This window comes from Actinomyces mediterranea, from assembly GCF_900155595.1.
GTDB lineage: Bacteria > Actinomycetota > Actinomycetes > Actinomycetales > Actinomycetaceae > Pauljensenia > Pauljensenia mediterranea.
Genome location: NZ_FTPB01000003.1, coordinates 535,117 through 556,653, shown reverse-complemented (window position 1 = coordinate 556,653; position 21,537 = coordinate 535,117). Strand labels below are relative to the sequence as shown.

At 66.7% G+C, this 21,537-nt stretch carries 14 protein-coding genes; 8 read left to right on the top strand and 6 right to left on the bottom strand.

Translation table 11 applies throughout. The annotated features are described in order from the left end of the window. Window positions 1-44: 44 nt before the first annotated feature. The 5 genes from BQ7471_RS03550 to BQ7471_RS03530 are packed head-to-tail and all read right to left on the bottom strand — an operon-like array spanning window position 45 to window position 11,560. Entirely contained in the window at window positions 45-1,853 is a 1,809-nt protein-coding gene (locus tag BQ7471_RS03550) for a transglutaminase-like domain-containing protein (RefSeq protein WP_076464241.1), read from the bottom strand. Then, window positions 1,853-3,112 carry a DUF58 domain-containing protein gene (locus BQ7471_RS03545; RefSeq protein WP_083663220.1) on the bottom strand — a complete coding sequence of 420 codons (1,260 nt, stop codon included), beginning with the start codon at window positions 3,110-3,112 and terminating at the stop codon, window positions 1,853-1,855. The genes BQ7471_RS03550 and BQ7471_RS03545 overlap by 1 nt, the downstream gene beginning before the upstream one ends. After that, window positions 3,100-4,083, bottom strand: a complete 984-nt coding sequence (locus BQ7471_RS03540) for an AAA family ATPase (RefSeq protein ID WP_076464240.1) — start codon at window positions 4,081-4,083, stop codon at window positions 3,100-3,102. The genes BQ7471_RS03545 and BQ7471_RS03540 overlap by 13 nt, the downstream gene beginning before the upstream one ends. Window positions 4,084-4,116: 33 nt before the next feature. Further along, window positions 4,117-10,119, bottom strand: coding sequence for a fibronectin type III domain-containing protein (locus BQ7471_RS03535; protein ID WP_076464239.1), 6,003 nt, complete (start codon window positions 10,117-10,119; stop codon window positions 4,117-4,119). A 10-nt stretch (window positions 10,120-10,129) separates the two neighbouring features. After that, window positions 10,130-11,560, bottom strand: a complete 1,431-nt coding sequence (locus BQ7471_RS03530; protein ID WP_235821216.1) for an exopolysaccharide biosynthesis polyprenyl glycosylphosphotransferase — start codon at window positions 11,558-11,560, stop codon at window positions 10,130-10,132. Window positions 11,561-11,808: 248 nt separating this feature from the next. On the opposite strand from BQ7471_RS03530, the gene BQ7471_RS03525 reads away from it, so the two are divergent. The 7 genes from BQ7471_RS03525 to tsaD all read left to right on the top strand — a co-directional run bounded on the left by BQ7471_RS03525 (window position 11,809) and on the right by tsaD (window position 19,599). After that, on the top strand, window positions 11,809-13,083 hold the full coding sequence (locus BQ7471_RS03525) for a GumC domain-containing protein (RefSeq protein ID WP_129583335.1): 1,275 nt from the start codon (window positions 11,809-11,811) through the stop codon (window positions 13,081-13,083). After that, on the top strand, window positions 13,080-14,513 hold the full coding sequence (locus BQ7471_RS03520) for an O-antigen ligase family protein (protein WP_076464237.1): 1,434 nt from the start codon (window positions 13,080-13,082) through the stop codon (window positions 14,511-14,513). Before BQ7471_RS03525 ends, BQ7471_RS03520 begins: the two co-directional genes overlap by 4 nt. A 131-nt stretch (window positions 14,514-14,644) precedes the next feature. Then, entirely contained in the window at window positions 14,645-15,346 is a 702-nt protein-coding gene (locus BQ7471_RS03515; protein ID WP_076464235.1) for a succinate dehydrogenase cytochrome b subunit, read from the top strand. A gap of 16 nt (window positions 15,347-15,362) precedes the next feature. After that, complete coding sequence (locus tag BQ7471_RS03510) at window positions 15,363-17,342, top strand: fumarate reductase/succinate dehydrogenase flavoprotein subunit (RefSeq protein WP_076464234.1); 1,980 nt, start codon at window positions 15,363-15,365, stop codon at window positions 17,340-17,342. Further along, window positions 17,339-18,082 (top strand): succinate dehydrogenase/fumarate reductase iron-sulfur subunit, encoded by a 744-nt coding sequence (locus tag BQ7471_RS03505; protein ID WP_076464232.1) that lies wholly within the window; start codon window positions 17,339-17,341, stop codon window positions 18,080-18,082. Before BQ7471_RS03510 ends, BQ7471_RS03505 begins: the two co-directional genes overlap by 4 nt. A 131-nt stretch (window positions 18,083-18,213) precedes the next feature. Beyond that, a complete protein-coding gene (locus BQ7471_RS03500; RefSeq protein WP_235821215.1) occupies window positions 18,214-18,504 on the top strand; it encodes a hypothetical protein in 291 nt (96 codons plus the stop codon). 48 nt (window positions 18,505-18,552) lie between these two features. Next, window positions 18,553-19,599: a tRNA (adenosine(37)-N6)-threonylcarbamoyltransferase complex transferase subunit TsaD gene (gene tsaD / locus BQ7471_RS03495; RefSeq protein WP_076464433.1), complete on the top strand. Its 1,047-nt coding sequence runs from the start codon at window positions 18,553-18,555 to the stop codon at window positions 19,597-19,599. Between the two features lie 53 nt (window positions 19,600-19,652). Here tsaD and BQ7471_RS03490 read toward each other — a convergent pair whose 3' ends face one another. Beyond that, entirely contained in the window at window positions 19,653-20,912 is a 1,260-nt protein-coding gene (locus tag BQ7471_RS03490) for a THUMP-like domain-containing protein (protein ID WP_076464229.1), read from the bottom strand. A 237-nt stretch (window positions 20,913-21,149) separates the two neighbouring features. Here BQ7471_RS03490 and groES point away from each other — a divergent pair, with 237 nt between their 5' ends. Next, entirely contained in the window at window positions 21,150-21,446 is a 297-nt protein-coding gene (groES, locus tag BQ7471_RS03485; RefSeq protein WP_076464228.1) for a co-chaperone GroES, read from the top strand. Window positions 21,447-21,537: the final 91 nt, after the last annotated feature.

The following is a 21,537-nucleotide window of genomic DNA, read 5'->3' as shown; positions in this document are numbered from 1 at the left end:
ATCCTCCGAGGGCGAGGATCCACGCGACGGACGACGCCCGGTCATCAGCATCCTTGCGGGGGTCGTCCTCGCTTTCGTAGGACCGCCGGGTGATGGGGTGCCGTGCGGGGGGCGTCGTGGGTTGGGGAGGAGGGGGGCAGTCGCGCCGAGTCGGGGGGCGGCAGAGGGGGCTGGAGGACCTGAGGCTCCGGATTGGACACCTTCTGAGTCGTCTGCTGCTGGGGGATCTGATCGCGATCGGGGGTAACGTCGAAGGGCACCCATCCGATGCCGGTGAAGGGGATCTCGACCCAGGCGTGCACGTCCTCACCGGTGACGTCACGGGCGTCGCCGTCAGTCGACGGGATGAAGCCCATCGCGACGCGGGCGGGGATCTTCAACGAGTGGCACATGAGCATCATGAGGACGGCGTACTGCTCGTCATCCCCGATGAGGTCATCCGCCCTCACCATTGTCGACAGTCGCACCGCACCGTGTCCGGGCAGCGATGGCGACTGCGTGCCGTCCGAGTAGTAGCTGAGCCTGAGGGCCTGCTGAAGGGCGCGGATCTGGCGCAGCGGATCCGATTCGGAGCCGACGATCTTCGCAGCGAGATTCGACACCGTCGTCGGAATATTCGTGATCGTCCCGTCGGAGGGGTCTCCGATGGAAGAGGCGGAGAGAGCGGCGTCGGAGGCCGCGCCCTCCACGGTCGCCGCCTCGGCGATGACATCGCCGGACGCGGTTCCCGCGGGCAGGAGCAGGGTCGCCGACACCGGATCGTAATACAGGCCCTGTCCGATGTCCGCGCCGCGGGGCGAGCGGTAGTCGAGCGAATGAGTGGAGACGACGGCGGGGATCCAGGGGAAGGCGTAGTCGTCGATGGTGACCGTCACACTCGACTGCGCGGTCCCCTCGAGGAGCCGTGAGCGTGGCCCGAGGAGCTCGAAGCGCGCTCGGGCGGAGTTCTCGCCGATCAGGGCATTGCGTCCGTCGTAAGAGTCCATGGTCGCAATGCGCAGGCGCAGATCCTCTGAGGGGGAGTCCACATGCATGAGCTGGGTCGAGGCGAGGTCCGTCTCGAAATGGCGCATGAGCGACAAGGGGGTGGCGTATTCGGCGAGGTTGAGCGGCGGAGTCATGGCGCTGCGCAGGACCTGCCGTCCGGCGGTGGGCGTCATGGACACGGGGAGCGCGGCGAGGGCGGCGACGGCGAGGACGCCGGTGAGGGCGGCCACGGTGCGGACGCGGGTGCTCCGACTCGCCCGGACGTCCTCGTGGGCGGAGCCGATGAGGTTCGCCCGTTCGCGCCGGGCTGTGCCGCGCCACCACAGGACGAGGGTGCCGACGCCGAGGAGGATCCCCGTCAGGGGGGCGAAGCGCGATGCGGAGGAGCCCCACAGGATCGCACAGGCGAGGAGCGCGAACGAGGGGACCCCCGCCGCCGTGGGGCGCGAGGCGATGAGGAGCCGACCGGCGCTCACAGAGGCGATCAGGGAAAGCATCCACGGCAGGAGCATCATCCCGTCGTAGGCCGACACCGGTGGGGAGACGGTGAGGAAGTCCTTCCAGACCGTCACAGTCCCCGTCGCTGCGTGCTGGGCGGCGCTCGCGAGGCCGAGAGTGGGGGTCAGGAGGATCGTCCCCCCCGCGAGATGGACGCCGAAGACGAAGGCCGTCGTAGGGGCGGGCCCCCACGATCGACTCCCTGAGACGCAGGCGGCGCCGAGCCCTGCGACGATGCCGAAGGCGGCGGCGCCGACACCCGTGTAGTCGCCGAATACTGGGAGGAAGGGCGTGGAGGCGAGTGCGAGGAGCACTCCGAGGAGAAGAAGGTCCCACGCAGTGGAACGGATCTGGCGCAGTGGAGTCATCAGTCGAGGGCCCCCAATGCGCGAGGGAGCTGTTCGAGCGCAGAGAGGGCGAACAGCGGTGTGGAACGGATATGGCGCCTGACCAGCCCGTTGGGTCCACAGACGATGGCGAGGGCCGCAATGCTCGGGGGGAGTGCTGAACGGGCCCGAGCGAGCCGTTCATCCGGCACCTCTTGACCGGTGACGATGACGACGACGGAGGAGGAGGGGAAGGCCGCGAGTGCACGGGGAACGAGGACGTCGACGGGGTCGTCCCCGTGCAGGTCGAGCGAACATGAGGCGTTGAGCAGACTCATGGGTGATGACGTCGGGAGCGCCTCGCCGCCTGCGAGGAGGTGAACCGAGGTGCCCTCGCTCATGCCCTTGAGGGCCAGGGAGCAGGCGACCGAAATCGCGGTCTCAAAGTCCTCCTCAGTCGTGTAGTCCCCGGGCGATGACGACAGGATGACGATGAGGCTGGCGCGGCGGGTCTCTTCGAATTGGCGCACCATGAGCGACCCCGAATGGGCGGTGGAGCGCCAGTGGATGTTGCGCCTGTCGTCTCCGACCGCGTAGTCGCGAATCGCGTGGAAGGACACGTCCGAACTCGACAGGTCCCGGGTGATGTGTCCCTCGATATCTTTGATGAATCCCTTGAGCAGCGCGTTCAGGCGGATGGTGCGCGGCTGGATGTACACCTCGAGGGGGCCGGTCCACGATTTCTCGATGCGCGCCAGCCCCAGGGGGTCTCCGACGACGGAGCACACGGGTCCGAGGACGACAATGGAGCGGCGGTAGGTGGGCAGCACGAAACCCTCCTCGTGGGAGCCCCCCGGTCCGAGCGGGGGCACCATAAGGGAGACGATGCGAGTGCCGACACTCATCCGCATCATCGTCGGGGGCGCGGGGCGCGGTGCGGCATTGGTGATCTTCACATGGACGAGGACCCTGTCACCGACCGTGATCCGATGCTCGAGAAGGGTGCGCTCAACCCGCCACGCGGGGCGCGAGAACAACCACAGCGAGGCGAGTGCGAGGCTGAGGGCGAGGAAGAGTGCGACGGCCCGCATCTCCTGCCACTTCGCGATGATGCCGACCCCCGCCGTGACGAGCATCAGTGCCGCGGTGGCGCGTCCCAGGGGCGTGATGATCCGCGCCACACGGACGACGGCGTGCACGAACGGATGGGAGGCGAGTGTCCGCGCAGCCCCGCGCAGCGCATCCGCCCCCTGGGATGCGCGCGCGCGCCACCGCGATGCGAGGCCCCTCAGTCGTCCCACCGGGTCAGTTCCCCCCCAAGAGGCGCGGGCACTGCCTTGAGGGCGTTCGACACGACTCCGGCGGCGGTGGCGCCTATGAACTCGGCATCGGGATCCATGACGATGCGGTGATCCCACACGACATGGGCGAGGGTTTTGACATCGTCGGGGAGGACGAATTCTCGCCCCTGCGCAGCCGCCCACACCCGCGTGGCCCGTGTCATCGCGATGGCGCCGCGCGTCGACACGCCCAAACGGGTCTCATCCGTGGAGCGTGTTGCCTCGACGAGGGTGCCGATATAGTCGAGAACCGCATCATCGACGTGGTTAACGGCCGCCCCCTCGGCCATGGAGATCAGGGCGTGGGACGCGATGACCGGCTCCAGACGGGTTGAACGGTCGGGGCGGGCGCTGTCGCGCAGGAGCACTGTCAGCGAGTTGCGGTCCGGATAGCCCAGCGACGTCTTCATGAGGAAGCGGTCGAGTTGGGCCTCGGGCAGACGGTAGGTGCCCGCCTGCTCGATGGGGTTCTGGGTGGCGATCACCATGAAGGGACGACCCGCCTCGTGGCGGACGCCGTCGACGGTGACATGGGACTCCTCCATCACCTCCAGCAGAGCCGACTGCGTTTTAGGAGAGGCACGGTTGATCTCGTCGGCCAGGACGATGGATGCGAAAACGGGACCGGGGTGGAACTCCCACTGCCCGCTCTTGTTGTCGAAGACGGTGACGCCGGTGATATCGGACGGAAGCAGGTCGGGGGTGAATTGGATGCGCGAATCGGTGCCCTGGATCGTTGCTGCGAGCGATCGGGCGAGGGCGGTCTTGCCCGTTCCCGGGGCGTCCTCGAGGAGGAGATGCCCCTCGGCGAGCAGGGTCGTCACGACTAGGGCGATCACGTCGCGCTTGCCGAGGATCGCAAGACCGATGGAGTCGACGATCTTGTTGAAGGCGTCAGCGAACCACTGGGCGTCGTCTTGTGTCATGGACATGGGGGGGATTCTCCTGAATTGTGGCGGCACCGGCTACTCCTGGGTGCACGTGACCTTGAGCAAGGGCGCTACCGTGACCTTTATCCGGTGGGGGAAACGGTGGCGCTTCGAACCAGTGGCGTCGAGCCCGACGGACTCCGAGTAGTCGACGGTCGCATACGGGGGGATGAGTTGCTTATATTTATATTCGCACCTCACCGTTGAGTTCGGCTCGAAACCCGTGATGTCGAGGACGATGCGGCGGCATATGTCCGCCGACCAGTTCGTCTCAGACAGGTCTTGTTCGGTGCAGACGGCCTCGGGCACGTCCGTGACGGGGGAGAACTCTGCCGATGTCTTCGCCGTCTGTGCGGTGGCGCATGTCCACCCCGATGACTGCCCGGCGGTATTCGTCGCGTTGATGCACCATGTCGCAGACCCTCCCGCGGCGGTGGTGAACGTGCGCGTCTGCCCGACGGACACGGCCTCGGCATCGGCGCCCGATGCGGTCGTCGCCTGTTCGTAGGAGTTGGGCAGCCCTCCCGTGGCCCCCGGAGTCCACGAGCAGTCGATCTGGTGCGCCGACGTTACCGTGCACTCCACCGTCGGCTGGGATGGCGGACCATAGGGGGTCGCCGCGTTCGACTCAACGACGGAGGAGTAGAGGACGGTTCCGTCCGGGCTCGTGGCGACGGCGCGCGCCTGCACGGTGAAGGGGTGGCCATTCGTGAGGCCGGAGAAGTGGGAGACCGCCCCCCAGGGGGAGGCCTCATCGCCAGACTGGGCGACGACGCGGTATTCGATAGAGAGATCGGCGAGTGTCCACCCGTTTCCGGCCCTCGGCGATGCCGGTGTCGTCACCGACAGGGCGCCCAAGACGCCGGTCGCCGCCAGCGCCGGAGTGGACGGGGCGAGCGGCGTCTGAGTCAGCCGGTGCTGGACGGGCGCGGACTGGGTGCTCCCCGCCTTATTCGTCGCGGTGACGACGATCGTGTAGTCGCCCGGGGAGAGGGAGGAGACGGAAACAGAGGTGGATGTCCCCGCATCGATTGTCCGTTCGGCGGCGCCCGACACGGACACGGTGTAGGCGACGGGATCGCCATTGGGATCGGCCGGGGCCCACGACACCGTGAATCCGCCGGGCTGGGAGGCCACGACAGGGGTGCCCGGAGCGCCCGGCGCCCCGTAGGCATTGGCATTGTTCGAGGTGACCCATTCGGATTCTCCGCCCCCGCCGTCGACGCGCGCACGGATCCTCACCGTGTACGAGCCCGCCGGTACGGCGAAGTCCACGGGCGGTCCCGCGACGGTGCGGGACGAGCCGTTCGACAGCGACACGTCGTAGACGATGGAAGCGTCCTCGATGGGGGGCACCGGGACCCATGAGGCGGTGACCCTCCCCTCGCCGCCCTCGAGCTTCGGCGTCGAGGGGGTCTGGGGCGTCACCGTCAAGATGACGGGGGATGAGGGCGTCGAGGGGGCGGAGTCGCCGACGGCATTCGACGCCGTCACCGTGAAGGAGTAACTCCGGCCGGCGGTCAGCCCATCGGCGATGCACGGGGAGGCCGTGCATCGCCATGTGCCCGCACCCCCGACTTCCGTCACCGTGTAACCGGTGATGGGGGAGCCGTGGTCGGCGCCTGCGACCCAGCTGACGCTCATCGAAGTCGCCCCCCTCGGTGCGGCGCGCACCCCTGTGGGGCTCGCGGGAACCGCGACGACTGCGACGGTGATGGTCCCTGTGACGGCGCGCGAGGGATTCGCCGTCGCGTCCAGCACACGGTATTCGACGACGATCCGCCCGTGGTAGTCGGCCTGCGGCGTGATCGTCACCTCTGTCCCCGCCACGGATACGCCTCCCGATCCGGAGGTCACGCGGGGCGAGCCGTACATGGAGATCTCCTTGCCGGGGAAGGGATTGGTCACCAAGGAGGCGACATTGACGCTCACCGGCCCGCCATCCGACGTGAGGGAGGCGGGGGCGGCGGTCATCAGCGGGTACGTCGACTCGGTGACGGAGAGCTTTAGACTCCCGGTCACTGCGCTGTTCACCCCGTCGTCGACGGTGATGGGGAGTGGGCCGGTCGTCCCCGCCGATGCGTCGGGCTGGGCGGTGAGAGTGAGGCGAGAGCCGGACAATGATGCGGTGAAGCCGTTGGGGACCGCGCCGATCGCGTAGTGGATCTCGTCGCCGTCCTCGTCGTGGACCATGGGGGCCAGATCGACGACGGTGGGGTCTTCACCCGGGGACAGGGCGATGCTCGTGGGGGTGAAGACAGGGGGGGTGTTCGTGTCGGAGACGACGAGAATCGGAAGAGTGAGTGTCGCCTTCAGCGCATCCGATCCGGTTCCGTCGGCGATCTCGAACGTGACGGAGGTCGCCCCCTGGAAGTCCTGCACGGGTGTCAGCCGCACGGTGTCGGAGTCTCGCCATGCCGAGGTGGACAACCCCACTCCTGTGCGCAGCGTCGACTGGTCCGTGATGAGGGGGCTCGTCCCCGACCGGGTGATGATGTGGTTCGCGATATCGACATCCGTGCTCGTCCCCGCGGGGATGCGCACGGGGACGGAGGCCGCGTCGATGCGGGGTTTGAGTCCTGTGCGCCCCGGAACGATGATCACGGCCTTGCCGACGAGTCCATCGACGTCGGTCACCGTGTAGACGACGAGCCGCCACTCGTCCTCGACGCTCACCTCGATGCCTTCGTCGACGACCCTCGCAGTGGGGTCGTCCGTCGCGATCGCAAGATCCCAGGAGGAGCCGTCGGGATCCGTGTCATTGGCGAGGACGTCGACGGTGACGCGACCATCAGTATCGATGTTCTGAAGGGAGATCGTGTCATCCGCCGCAATGGGGGCGAGCGAGGGAGCCTCATTGCTCACCTGGACGGTGATGGTGCCGATATCGGTGGCCCCATGAGAGTCCGCGACCGTGTACTGCAGCGCGTAGACCCCCTCGTCCCCTGGCGCGGTGAGGAGCACCTGGCCGCCGCGGGTCGACACGGCCAGGCCGTCCGCGCTGGTGGGAATGCCGACGAGCGTCAGAGGGTCGCCGTCCGGATCGGTGTCATTCGAGACGGCGTTGATGGACACCGTCCGACCGGGTTTGACGGTGACGACGTCATTGACGGTCTGGGGCGCGGAGTTGATCGTCGATGCGGGGGCGACGCCGACGCGAATGGTGGCTGTCGCCTTGAGTCCGAACCTGTCCTCGACCATGTAGGTGAAGGTGTCGGTACCCGATGCGCCGGGTGCGGGCGTGTACGTCAGCCACGTGGTCTCCACCTTGACCGTGCCCATTGAGGGCGCCTGATCGACGCCTATGAGGGTGACGGAGTCCCCATCGGAGTCGATGGTGTCCAGGGGGATGGCGATCGTGGCGGGGGAATTGACGAGGGCGCGCGCGTCGAGGTCCTTGGGCTGGGGCGCGGAGTTCTGGTCGTCATTGCGCGCGGTGATCTCGACCTCGACGGTCCCCATCGACGCCTGTCCGCGGTCGTCCACCGCGGAATAGGAGAGCGTGGTGCGCCCGGCGGTGCCGTGCGCCTTGAAGCGCACGACGGAATCCGACACCCATGCTTCGCCCAGCTCCGGATCGGTCGACTCGACGGTCTGTCCGAGACCGAGGTTCAACCCCGAGGGGGAGGAGTCGTTGTCGAGGACCGGAATGGTGACGATGTCGTTGACGCGCACCACCGCCGTATCGTTCTCGACGAGCGGCGTCTGCAACTCGGTGACTCCCAGGGGGGTGACGGAGATGGTGCCCGTCGCCGAGGCGGTGCCGTTGGTCGCCGTGTAGGTGAGGGACACCTGATCGGTGATCGTATCGGCGGTGGAGAGCTGGATGAGCGAATGATCGGTGATCGTCGCCGTCAGTGGGGTGCCGTCGGGAACATCGACGGATTGGAGGACGAGGACGCCCCCCGCAGGGTCGAAGTCATTGGCGAGGGGGGCGACGGTCGTGGAACCGCCGTTGCGCAGAGTCGCTGCGTCGTTCTCAACGCTGGGCGGCACCGACGCGTCCGCCTTCTCGACGACATCGATGCGGATGATGCTGCGCGCCACGCCGGGGCCGTCCGTGATCGCATAGTCGAGGTAGTAGGTCTGCGATATGTCGGAGAAGAACTCGATAGAACCGGCGTCCTGGTGGATGTCGATGCGAGTGCCGGCAGGAGGGTCCTGGATCTGAGCGAGTTGGAGCCTCCTGCCCGACGGGGAGGCGTCATTCGCGAGAGGGGAGATGGTGGTGGGGGTGCCCGCGATCACCCTCACGTGGTCGGCATTGGCCACGGGAGTCGCCTCCGACGAGGAGACGACATTGACCGTCAACCGCCCGGTAGCTGTCTCGAACCCGTCGGACACCGTGATGGACACCGTCCGGGGGCCGACTCCGCCGGAAGTCTCACGTATGGTGACCCTCCCCTCGGGGGTCGTGTGGAAGTCGAAGCCGGTCCCCTCTGCCGACAACAAGACGAGGGAATCCCCGTCGGGGTCGGACCAGCCGCCCAGGACGTCGATCGAGCCCGATGCGGATTCCGAGAGCGTCAATGAGGGGATCTCGTTCTGGACGGGGGCGGTGTTGTCGGACCAGGGGTGCACCGTGACGGTCGCGATCGCAGAATCCGCCATGCCGCGCCCGTCCTCCGCCGAATAGGGGATGGCGAAGGAACCGACGGCGTCAGCGGGGATGTCGACTTGCATCGCCCTGCCGGATCTGACAGTGGTGACCTCCCCCAGGGTGCCGTGGTCGCCGGGGACGACGGTGAGGATGTCCCCATCCTGGTCGTAGTCATTCGCCGTGACGGCGAGGGTCGTGGCGCGTCCGGGGCGGACGCCGAACTCGTCGTCATTCGCCTCCGGCCGGTGATTCTCCTCGGTGCGCTCGGGCGGTGAGGTCGTCTCGGAGGTGTTGGCCGAATCGTCGCGGGTATCCGCATTGTCATCGGTCTGCGCGGTCGCCGTGGTCCAGTCGTCGACGAGGACGAGCTGCTCGTCTGGGAGCCAGATGGAACCGGACTGGACGTCGTTGAGGACGATGAGGTCGCGGTTGACTCTGAACACCGGCTGTGTCGAGGACGCGAGGACTTCGTCGCGCCGACGCTCCACGGATGCCCCGTCGCACGCCCTCAGGAAAGTCCCCGCACCCGCCCACGCCGAGTAGTCGCAGCCGTTGAGGCGGACGGGGGCCGCGGGGACGCCGGTCGGGGCGTCCCCGTCGGATGCCGACAGGATGCTCGGCTCAGACCCGTCGAGCGGGACCGAGATCAGCGATGTGCGCGATGCGACGAGGACGTGGTCGGCCTCGGCGCCCGGTTGTTGCAGCGTCAGTCCCTGTTCTTTGAGGGCGACGCTCTTGGAGCCGGGCAGGTGGACGACGCCGTTGCCCTTGTCGAGGACGATGGTGTGCCCGCCGACCGCTGTGACGGCCAGATCGGCTGAAGGATCGACCTTCACAGGAGTCGACGACCCATTCGTCCAGCCCGTCGGCGTCATCGGGATCGTGGTGACGGTGCCCGTGCGCGCATTCGCGGTGTGGATAGCGCCGTCGACGCCGACATTGGCGACGATGCCCTCTTCATCGGTCACCAGTGGGGGGATCTCCGATGCGGCGGAGAGGGAGGAGATGCGCCCCGCCTTGATGGTCCCGCCGCGCGAATCGACGAGGGCGACGCGGTCGCCCCCCTGATAGACGCGGGTTCCGGCGGCGAGGGAGAGCTGCTGTGAGAACTCCACGGTCAGGGTGTCGAGTACGGACACTGCGGTCACGTCCATGTCGGGGACGAGGACGTCGGTCCCGTTCTGCGTCACGTCGAAGCTGGAGGAGGCCGTCCGCAGAGCGGTATCGACTTCGCGCGAATAGTAGTTGAGTCGACCGACGAGGTGCTCGGATCGGTTCGTGATCCAGATTCCGCCGTCGTTGAGATCCGCGTCGGTGCGGTGGACGCCGTCGTGAATCAGGGCGGCCCCCGCAAGGGCGAGGACCGACACGACGGCGGTGATGGTGGACCAGTGCTTCGCCGCTGTCACACTGACTCCCGACTGGTGCGGTACGGGCACGGGGCGGTCATCAGCGCGCCCCGCGGCCGCTGAGGACCGCTTCGACGGTCTTGACGAAGATCCTCGAGTCGAGGCGCGCCCCCCGGTTGTCCACGTAATGTTGGTCGAGGGCCACGGTGGACTCCCACGACAGGTCGGAGCGGCCCGATACCTGCCACAATCCCGTCAACCCGGGCTTGACGAGGAGGCGCCGGTCGGCCTCGCTATCGTATTTCGCAACTTCTTCGGGCAGCGCGGGGCGCGGTCCCACCAGACTCATGTCCCCCGTGACGACGTTGAGGAGTTGGGGAAGTTCATCGATCGAGTAGCGGCGGATGAACTTGCCGACCCTCGTGATGCGCGGATCATTCGAGTCCTTGAACATGACGGTGTTGCCTGAGTCGCCGCCCCTCTCGACGAGCGCCGCGCGCTTGGCGTCCGCATCGGTGTACATCGAGCGCAGCTTGAACAGTTTGAAGTGAGTGCCATTGAGGCCGACCCGCGTCTGCGTGTAGAACGCGGGGCCGGGCGAGTCGAGGCGGATGGCGATGGCGGCCGCTGCGAGGATCGGCGCGGCGATGAGCAGCAGGACGGAGCCGACGACGCGATCGATGACGGACTTCATGAAGGCGCGCGTGCGGCGCGTGCGGACCTCGAGCGCAGCGGTCCACCCCTGTGACACGGTGAGTGGTCGAATCCTGTCGGGCACGACGTCCCTGAGGCCGGGCATGACGATGAGGGAGACGCCGGATCCTTCGATTCCCCGCATGACCGTCACCAGATCTTCCGGGATGACGGCGCCCACCGCGAGGACGACGTCGACGTCCTCTTTGAGGACGGCGCGCGCGATCTGCCGCGTAGAACGGACGGGGGTCGGTGATGCGGCAGATCGCACATCGAGGCCGGAGGAGAAGTAGCCGATGGTGTTGAATCCGTCAACGGGATGACGGCGGAGCCCCAGGAGGATCGGGTCGGAGCCCTCGCCGAGAATGACGAGTGTCCGCCGCAGGCCGTGTCCGTCAAGGCGCGCGCGGCGAAGACCCGCGTCGCTCATGAGCCGCGCGACGACCATTGCCGCTGCGCCGACCCCGAGGGATGCGATGAGCCAGACGGAGTCCACGGGCGCGGAGGACCACGACGCTGCGATCAGTGTGAGGGGCGTGAGGATGAGGGCAATGGCGACAGGGGTTGCGGTCGCCGTCGCCGCGGTGTCCACCAGATGCGGGTGGCGTCCGTCGACGAGGCGGACGAGGGCGACGAGAACGAGCAGGAGGAGCGCCGCAGCCGCCGAGTTCGCCCATCGCCACGCGATGAGACCGCAGCCTGCGCTGATGATGAGAAGGATCACGAGGTCGGTGAGGCGCGAGCGCATGACGAGGCGGCGCCTGAACTGCTGCCACGAATCCACCCCGAACGAGGGCAGAGTGTGTGTGCGCATGCCGACGACGTGAAGCGATGTCACGGGTCGCGTCCTCCTTGGTGTGCTGAGCGGGAGACGGCATTGCAGCCGCTCCTCAATGGATAGCGGGTAAAGATCAGAGACGTTCAATACTATCCAAGATGTCGAGTGAAGGGGAGTGGGACTGGTGCAGGTCACATTTCTTACCGTCGCACAGGCGGGATGCGGCGATATGATGAGTCCATGGCGCGGCTCGGCCAGTTCAGATGGGGCGCGCCGTCATCCGATCGATACTTCTGGAGCAGCCCCGCGTGAGAACCCTGACACTCCCCGCTTCGTCGAGTCATGAGCTCATCTTCCGCGAGCTCCGTTCCCGCTGGCACTGGATCGTCGTCTCCACGGTCGTCACAACGCTCGGAGCCGTCCTGTACATCCTTCTCGCACCGAGCGTGATCGTCGCCACGACGACGGTGAACATCGTCGCTGTCACCTCCGTCCGCGCCGAGTCGTCGGCGCGGTCGGCGGCCTCGATCATTGACATGCCGACCGAGATCGAGCTCGCGCGCTCCGCCCTGACCGCTCAGTCCGCGGCCAACGCCCTCGGCGATGGGTGGAGCCGCGCCGCCCTCATGAAGGGGGCCGGTGCCCGCGGTGATACGGGCGGTACCGTCGTCAAGATCTCCTACCAGGACGTCGACGAGGATCGTGCCCGACGAGGCGCTGACGCCCTCGCGGCGGCATACCTCCAAGAGCGCGTCGCCCTCGTCAGGGAGCGCGTCGAGCAGCAGCGGTCGAGTATCGATGAGCAGATCCAAGAACTGGAGAAGCAACTCGCCTCCACCGAGGACGGTCGGGGGCGCTCGATCCAGGCCCGCATCGACGACCTCGTCTCGCAGCGCACGACCCTCATGGACCCGACGGATAAGGCGGGGCAGATCATCACCTCCGCCTCGGAGGCGTCCGTCTACCCCTCGCCCGCTCCCAAGATGATCATCGTCGCGGGAATGCTCGTCGGCACTTTCATCGGGATCTTGCTGTTATTCGTGCGCAGGGCGGTATCGAACACGATCCTTTCCGCATCTGAGCTGGCTGAGCTTCTCAGACTTCCCGTGTGGCGCGCAGAGCCGGGTCAGGCGGAGGATTCCGAGGCCGGGGTCCAGTGGTCGGAGTCCCTACATCAGACCCGCACGGTGACCCCATTCGACAGGGAAGAGGCGCCCGAACGATGGGCCGCGCCAGTGGAACTCGTTCTCAGCGCGTGCTCGCGATTCCCCCTCCTGCTCGTCCTCGACCCGCGCTCACCGGATGCGGATGAGCTCTTCAATACGATGAAGTCATCAATGACGAATCGTCACGGCAGTGCCGACAGCGGGTTTCTGGAAGTCGCAGAGATCGACGGCCCCAGGTGGAAACTCATCCGGGCCGCATCGGCCTCGCCCGCATGCGTCATCACCGTCACGCGCCACTCCAAGCGCTCCCACATCACCCAACTCGTCGACGAGCTCGAGGCGACCGGCTGCACCTGTCTGGGCGCCTTCTTCCTCGAGGCGCCGGCACACTTCGCGACCGACGCGGGCGTCATGTGAAGTACCTCGGACCGACAGACATCCGATGGCTCCTGTCGGGGCGAGGCGTCCCCGCATCCGAGCCGTCCCCGACGCGCTCCGACAGGGGACTGCTGGTGCGCACCCTGCCCGCCTGGCCCCTCGTCCTCCCCTTCGCCGGCTACCTCGTAGGCTGGGCGCTCGGATTGGGCGACATGATCTGGCCACTCTTCGCCGTCGTCATGATGCTCAGCTGGGTCGGGATGTCGAATCTGCGGCTCCCCCCGGTCCTCTCCCTGTGGGCCCTGTTCATCCTGTGGTGCGCGGTGACCCTCGTCATGACCGATACGACGGGGAGGTTCATCGGCGCCCTGTTCCGCCTCGTGCTCTACGCGAGCGCCGGAATCCTCTTCATCCACACGTGTAACTCGTCTCGCCGCTTCACCCTCCGGGTCCTCGCCTCGACGATGACGTGGCACCTGATGGCGATGACGATCGGCGGCTATCTGGGGATACTCGCCCCCGAACTGCAGATCCGCACGCCCCTGGCGTCGATCGTGCCCGGAGGGCTGTTGTCGAATGAAGTGATCCATGACATGGTGATCAGGCGGGTGACGCAGTGGAACGCGGACTCATGGGTCGCCACCGCGCCCAGGCCATCGGCCCCCTTCCTGTACACGAACACGTGGGGCAATGTGTATTCAATGGTCCTCCCACTCGCCCTGCTCAACGTCAGCGTCGCGAGGCAGCGCTGGCGCAGGATCGCGACCGTGCTCATCGCCGCGGCTTCGGTCGTTCCCGCGGCGGCGACGCTCAACCGGGGGATGCTCATTGGACTCGGCGTCGTGGTCGCATGGGTCGCGCTCATCCAGCTGCGGAACGGGCGATACGGCGTTGTCGCCGCGGGCGCAGTCGCCGCCGGGGGAGCGGGGCTCGTCTGGTTCGGATCCCCGGCGGCGCGCTCCCTCGAACAGCGTCTCGCCGTCTCGGCGTCGACCTCGGACAGATTCGAGTTGTATCGCCTGACGGCGACAGCCGCTCTTGAATCCCCCCTTCTCGGTTACGGCTCGCCCCGTCCCTCGCCCCATGCCTGGCTGCCCTCATTGGGGACGCAGGGGCAGTTCTGGCTGCTCATGTACTCCCACGGCTTCATCGGGCTCGGACTGTTCATCGCCTTCTTCGCGGTCGTCCTCGTCAAGGCGTGGCGCAGGACGGACCTGGCGGGCGCCGTCGCCGGGGGCGCCATTGCGGCGACTCTCGTCGAGATGCTCTTCTACGGGATGACGACGGGGCTCATGGTGTCGATGCTCGCGGCGGCCCTCGTAGTGCGCTCCGACCTTCCAGCGGACGGCGACGAGACCCGGCGCTTCTCCGCACGCCTATCGCGCGCCGCAATAATTGATAACGAGGGCTTTAAGAAAAAGAAGCGTCGCCTGAGGGACTCGGGCCCCGTCGCGGACGCCCCCGAATGATCGCCCCATCCGTACGACGAGCGCGCAAAGGGCTTGATCCCGCGGCAAAGGGACATCATCGAGGACGCTGATCGGTGCAGACCCAGTCGGGGGTCCCACGAAGCGCACACCCCTGTGGATATCCTTGCCCCATGGCCACAACAAATGTCGCAGCGAAGAAGCGCCGTGCGTGGACCACCAGCGTGTTCGTCAAGCAGCTGATGGCCGTCTCGGGCTTCGTCTTCGTCTTCTTCCTTCTTTTCCACTCCTATGGCAACCTCAAGATGTTCTTGGGGCAAGAGGCGTACGACCACTACGCCGAATGGCTGAAGCAGGACGCATTCGTGCCGATCTTCCCGCACGGCGGCTTCATCTGGGTCTTCCGCGCCGCAATGATCCTCATGCTCGTCATCCACCTGTTCGCAGCCGTCTACACGTGGAACCGGTCGCGCCGCGCCCGCCGCACGCGCTACGTCGTGAAGAAGCCGGTGACAGACTCGTATGCGGCGCGCACCATGCGCCTGTCCGGGATCCTCATCGCCCTTCTCTTCGTCCTCCACATCCTCCACTTCACCACCGGCACCATTCGAACCGGATTCGGTGCGGACGCCACCCCCTACGAGCGCATGGTCGCCTCGTTCCAGTCGCCGCTCCTCGTCCTCGTCTACGCGCTCTTCGTGTGCCTCGCAACGGTCCACGTGTCCCACGGCTTCTGGTCGGCGTTCCAGACCCTCGGATGGATTCGCCCCGCGACGCGCGCTTTCATGCTCGTTCTCTCCGGCCTCGTCGGAGCCATCATCTTCGTGATGTTCATGGCCCCGCCGCTCGCCATCGTCGCCGGATTCATCTCCTGAGGAAGGCTGAATACCAATGACTGACACTCTCATCAAGGGCATGTACCGCGAGGGCGAGAAGATCGCCGACACGAAGGCCCCCCTCGATGTTCCGATCGCCGAATGCTGGGAACAGCGCAAGTTCTCCGCAGCTCTCGTCAACCCCTCCAACCGCCGCAAACTCCGCGTCATCATCGTCGGTTCCGGCCTCGCAGGCGGCGCCGCCGCGGCATCGCTCGGCGAAATGGGCTACAACGTCGATTGCTTCTTCTACCAGGACTCCGCACGCCGCGCCCACTCCATCGCCGCGCAGGGCGGTATCAACGCCGCGAAGAACTACCGCAACGACAACGACTCCGTCTACCGCCTCTTCTACGACACCGTCAAGGGCGGCGACTACCGCGCCCGCGAAACGAACGTCTACCGCCTCGCCGAGGTGAGCGCCGCGATCATCGACCAGTGCGTCGCCCAGGGCGTCCCCTTCGCCCGCGAATACGGCGGCCTGCTCGACAACCGCTCCTTCGGCGGCGTCCAGGTCTCCCGTACCTTCTACGCGCGCGGCCAGACCGGTCAGCAACTCCTCATCGGCGCCTACCAGGCGCTCGAGCGCCAGGTCGCAGCCGGCACCGTCACCGAGCACTCCCGTCACGAGATGGTCGAGATCATCGTCGACGAGGGGCGCGCCCGCGGCATCGTCGCCCGCGACATGTCCACCGGTAAGCTCGAGACCTACATCGCCGACGCGGTGGTACTCGCGACCGGCGGCTACGGCAACGTCTTCTTCCTGTCGACCAACGCCATGGGCTGCAACGCGACCGCGATCTGGCGCGCCTACCGCAAGGGCGCCTACTTCGCAAACCCCTGCTTCACGCAGATCCACCCGACCTGCATCCCCCAGCACGGCGACCAGCAGTCGAAGCTGACCCTCATGTCGGAGTCGCTGCGAAACGACGGACGCATCTGGGTGCCGAAGAAGGCAGAGGACTGCGAGAAGGATCCACGCGACATCCCCGAAGAGGACCGCGACTACTACCTCGAGCGCATCTACCCGGCATTCGGCAACCTAGTGCCCCGCGATATCGCGTCCCGCCAAGCGAAGAACATGTGCGACGAAGGCCGCGGCGTCGGCCCGAAGATCGACGGCGTCGCCCGCGGCGTCTACCTCGACTTCGCTGAGGCGATCGGGCGCATGGGCAAGGCCGCCGTGTCCGCCAAGTACGGCAACCTCTTCGACATGTACGAGCGCATCACCGGCGACAATCCCTACGAGGTGCCGATGCGCATCTACCCGGCGGTCCACTACACGATGGGCGGCCTGTGGGTCGACTACGACCTGGAATCCAACCTTCCCGGCCTGTACGTCGCAGGCGAGGCGAACTTCTCCGACCACGGTGCCAACCGCCTGGGCGCATCCGCACTCATGCAGGGCCTGTCGGACGGCTACTTCGTCCTGCCGAACACGATCAACGACTACCTGGCGAAGTGCTTCGACCTGCCCAAGCTCGACGAGTCCTCGCCGGTCGTCATCCAGACCCTCGCCGACGCCCAGAAGCGCATCGACACCCTCATGGCGGTGGGCGGCTCCCGCTCCGTCGACTCCTTCCACAAGGAACTCGGCCACATCATGTGGGAGTACTGCGGTATGGAGCGCACCGAAGAGGGCCTGAAGAAGGCGATCGGACTGATCCGCGAACTGCGCGCGGATTACTGGAAGAACGTGCGCGTTCCCGGCAAGTCCATCGGAGAACTCAACCAGTCCCTCGAGAAGGCCGGTCGCGTCGCCGACTTCATGGAACTCGGTGAACTCATGTGCATCGACGCTCTCCACCGCGAGGAGTCCTGCGGCGGCCACTTCCGTGGCGAGTCACAGACCCCCGAGGGCGAGGCACTGCGTCACGACGACCAGTTCCTCTACGTCGCCGCGTGGGAGTGGGGTGGCGAAGATCAGCCGCCGATCCTCCACAAGGAAGACCTCATCTACAACAACATCGAGCTGAAGCAGCGGAGCTACAAGTGAACCTCACACTGAAGATCTGGCGCCAGAATGGTCCCGAGGACCGCGGCGCGATGCACGAGTACCAGGTGAAGGGGATCTCCGAAGGATCCTCCTTCCTCGAGATGCTCGATATCCTCAACGAGGAGCTGTTCGCCCGCGGCGAGGAGCCGATCGCATTCGACTCCGACTGCCGCGAGGGCATCTGCGGCCAGTGCGGCATCGTCATCAACGGCGTCGCCCACGGGCCGGAGGTCACCACCACCTGTCAGCTCCACATGCGCACTTTCAACGATGGCGATGTCATCACCATCGAGCCGTGGCGCGCTGAAGCATTCCCGATCATCAAGGACCTGGTCGTCAATCGAGGCGCCCTCGACCGGATCATCCAGGCGGGCGGCTACATCTCGGTGAACACCGGCGCGGCCCCCGACGCGCACGCCACCCCCGTCCCGAAGCAGGACGCCGACCGCGCATTCGAAGCGGCCGCCTGCATCGGTTGCGGCGCCTGCGTTGCAGCGTGCCCGAATGCCTCGGCGATGCTCTTCACCTCGGCGAAGGTCACTCACCTCCAGCTCCTGCCCCAGGGCAAGCCGGAGAACTACCGCCGCGTCGTCAACATGCTCAACCAGATGGACGAAGAGGGCTTCGGAACCTGCACGAACATCGGCGAATGTGCGGCGGTCTGCCCCAAGCAGATCCCGCTCGACGTGATCTCGACCCTCAACCGCCAGCTCGGGAAAGCCGCCCTCAAGGGCGTCTGATCTCCTGGGCGTCTGATCTCCTCGGCGCAGTGCGGGCCCCGGCAACGTGCCGGGGCCCGCATGCGTATGTGCTCCACCCGGCGAAACCGGGTTCTCGGGGCTAAAGGCGCAGATAAAATACATGCAGATCGATGAGTACGACGAAGGAGACGATCATGGTCGAATACGACGTCAATGGTCCCAATACGCGCACCCGCCGCTACTGGGTGGCCTCAACGATCGGCATCACCGCGATGGTCGTCTTCGCGATCCTCTCCCTCCTTCTGCTCGGGGGGATGATGTTCGGGTCGGAGTCCATCAAACCCCTCGCCGACACGCTGTTCCCCTGGTCGCTCCTCGCCCTCGCAGTCGCCGGGGTCGCCATGCTCATCGCGAATAGGTGCGAACCGAATGCCGCGGACGAGGACGACCCCCAATCCTGACACCCCTGCTCATTCGTGGCCGCCAGACGCCGCGTCTACACTGGCAGTGTGAAAGAACCACTCGTCCTCGGCATCGAATCGACCTGCGATGAGACCGGCATCGGCCTCGTGCGCGGAAGCGAACTGCTCGTCGACCGCACCGCCACGTCGATGGACCAGTACGCCCGATACGGCGGCATCATCCCCGAAATCGCATCGCGGGCACACCTCGAATCATTCCTGCCCACCCTCGACGCCGCCCTCGATGAGGCGGGCGTGAGCCTCGACGCTATCGACGCGATCGCGGTGGCGGCGGGCCCCGGCCTCGTCGGCTCTCTGACAGTCGGGATCTGCGCCGCGAAAGCGCTCGCCTCGACTGTGGGCAAGCCCCTGTACGGAGTCAATCACGTCATCGGGCACCTCGCCGTCGACGCCCTCGCCGACGGGAAGCTGCCCGAGAAGTTCATCGGCCTCGTCGTATCCGGCGGCCATTCGAATATCCTCCTCGTTCGCGATATCGCCACCGACATCGTCGAACTCGGCGGCACCCTCGACGATGCCGCGGGGGAGGCTTTCGATAAGGTCGGGCGCCTTCTCGACCTGCCTTACCCGGGCGGCCCGCATGTCGACCGCCTCTCGCAGTCGGGCGATCCCGCAGCGATCCGATTCCCCCGTGGCCTGGGAGCGGGGAAGGATAAGGAGCGCTACAAGTACGACTTCTCCTTCTCCGGACTCAAGACCGCGGTCGCCCGCTATATCGAAGGGGCCAAGGAACGGGGGGAGACGATCGCTCCCGAGGACGTGTGCGCGAGCTTCTCCGAGGCGGTGAATGACTCTTTGACCGCGAAGGCCGTCCGTGCCGCCGTCGACACCGGGTGCTCAACCATTGTCGTCGGAGGGGGGTTCTCCGCGAATTCCCGTCTGCGAACACTGCTGAAGCAGAGGGCGGGCACGGAGGGCATTGAGGTGCGCCTGCCCCCATTGCGGTTCTGCACGGACAATGGTGCGCAGATCGCGGCGCTCGGATCCGAACTCGTGCGCGCAGGGGTCGCCCCGTCCGACTGGGGGTTCTCCCCCGAATCGGGGATGGAACTGACGAGGGTGTCCGTCGCATAAGAGGGGCAGTACGTGCGCTCGGAGCGGCGGGCGCGTCGGGCCCGCAACACGACCTAGGACACTCTGCGCGCCAGGACCGCCTGGTGGCGCCCCGCGACGCGCGTCGCAATGAGCGTCGCCTCATCGGCGCCGGACAACGATAGGGAGGCGCGCAGGCGCGCGGGATCGACTTCTGCGCCCCGCTTCTTCACTTCGAGGCGGCCGACGTCGTACGCCCGGAGAGCACGGTTGATCGCCTTGGGGCGCAGCGCGGTGACGTCGAGAACCTCGAACCAGGTTGCGAAGGGGGACGGCGTCGGCTCGTCGGCGCTGAGGTAGGCGATGCGCTCGGAGATGAGGCGGGCGTCGACACGATCGGCGAGCTCCTTCACAAGTCCCGCGCGGATCACCGCATCATCGGGCTCTGCGATGAAAGCGCCGAGGGGGCCGGTGGCGGCATGCACAGTCGGCGCATCGGCGGAGGCAATCTCCCCGCTGATCAGCACGTGCGCTTCGTCGCCACGAATGACGAGAGCAGAGCGCCCCGGCCCTTCGGGTGCGAGCAGCGGCGTCCACAGGGTTGCTTCGACGAGGGAGGAGTCGACGCTCGTCCACTGGGCGTGACAGTCCCCGGGAAGAGCACTATGGGCGATACCCGGAGCGAGCTTGATGCCGATCGCGTCGAAGGCGCTGCGCCAGGATAGGACGAGGGAAAGCGGGGGAGACCACGACTCGGGGTCCATGAGGCGCGCCCCTCCCTTTGCCCGCCCGCTCCTGCGGGCCGGATCGGCGAAGATCGCGTCGACACCTCGGGCTGTCAGATCAGCGAGGTCGATGTCGGCCACGTCTCCGAGTTGAACCGTGCAATCGGGGAAGGCCCGCAGATTGACGGCGGCCGCCGCAGCGGCGTCCTCGTCGCGGTCGATGGCGAGGACCCGCATTCCCAGCCCTGCGATCGCCATGGAATCCGAGCCGATGCCGCAGCCCAGATCCGCGACGAATGTGGCGCCGCCGTCGCGGAAGCGCTTCGCGTGGCGGGCGGCGACGATGAGCCGCGTCGCCTGTTCGAGTCCGTCGCGCGTGAGCACCATATGGCGGGCGAAGTCTCCGAACTTCGACGCCGCGTGCATGCGCAAGTCCAATTGAGTCAGCAGCGCCGCTGCCAGTTCGGGCGCCGCCCCCTGTGTGCGCAGCGCCGCATTGAGCAGGGCGAGGTCGACTCCGCCGGCGTCGACTCTGGCCTGAAGGGTTTCGAGGAGTTCCCAGCCGGGGGAGTCGAGGATCGGGGCGAGTGATGACGGCACTTCGCCATTGTGCCATGATGTGTCGTTCATCGGGTCCTTCACCCCGGGGGGCGGGTGCGGTTGGTGCCGGTGCGCTCCCCCTTGTGAACGGCGGGGTCGTGGCGTGCGCCGGGAAGGATCCCCCTTTGGCACTCGGCTTGCTCGAGTGCCAAAGGGGGAATATCCTTCTTTGTGGAGCGCGGCCATGGCCGCGGTCAGGTCCCACACCTGACCCCCGCGACGGCAGGGAAGGGACGATCAACTTCTGAGAGAAGAAAGGGAGCGACAATGTCGATCTCCATCAAGCCCCTCGAGGACCGCGTCGTCATCCGACAGGTCGAGGCTGAGAAGACCACCGCCTCCGGGCTGGTCATCCCCGACACCGCCAAGGAGAAGCCGCAAGAGGGTGAAGTCATTGCAGTCGGACCCGGCCGCATCGATGACAACGGTAATCGCGTGCCCGTCGACGTGAAGGTCGGCGACGTGGTCATCTACAGCCGTTACGGCGGCACCGAGGTGAAGTACGACGGCCAGGAATTCCAGATCCTGTCCGCGCGCGACGTCCTCGCAGTCGTGGAGCGCTGAACACTCAGTCGCTTCAACTGACGCATCAGTGGCCGACACCCTCGGGTGTCAGCCACTGTCGTCTCCCGGACGCGTTGCGCGCATCCGAACG

Coding starts and splice junctions, on each gene's coding strand:
- BQ7471_RS03490 (WP_076464229.1), bottom strand. CDS start 20,912: ATGAACGACACATCATGGCACAATGGCGAAGTGCCGTCATCACTCGCC.
- BQ7471_RS03510 (WP_076464234.1), top strand. CDS start 15,363: ATGACTGACACTCTCATCAAGGGCATGTACCGCGAGGGCGAGAAGATC.
- BQ7471_RS03550 (WP_076464241.1), bottom strand. CDS start 1,853: ATGACTCCACTGCGCCAGATCCGTTCCACTGCGTGGGACCTTCTTCTC.
- BQ7471_RS03515 (WP_076464235.1), top strand. CDS start 14,645: ATGGCCACAACAAATGTCGCAGCGAAGAAGCGCCGTGCGTGGACCACC.
- BQ7471_RS03540 (WP_076464240.1), bottom strand. CDS start 4,083: ATGTCCATGACACAAGACGACGCCCAGTGGTTCGCTGACGCCTTCAAC.
- BQ7471_RS03500 (WP_235821215.1), top strand. CDS start 18,214: ATGAGTACGACGAAGGAGACGATCATGGTCGAATACGACGTCAATGGT.
- groES (WP_076464228.1), top strand. CDS start 21,150: ATGTCGATCTCCATCAAGCCCCTCGAGGACCGCGTCGTCATCCGACAG.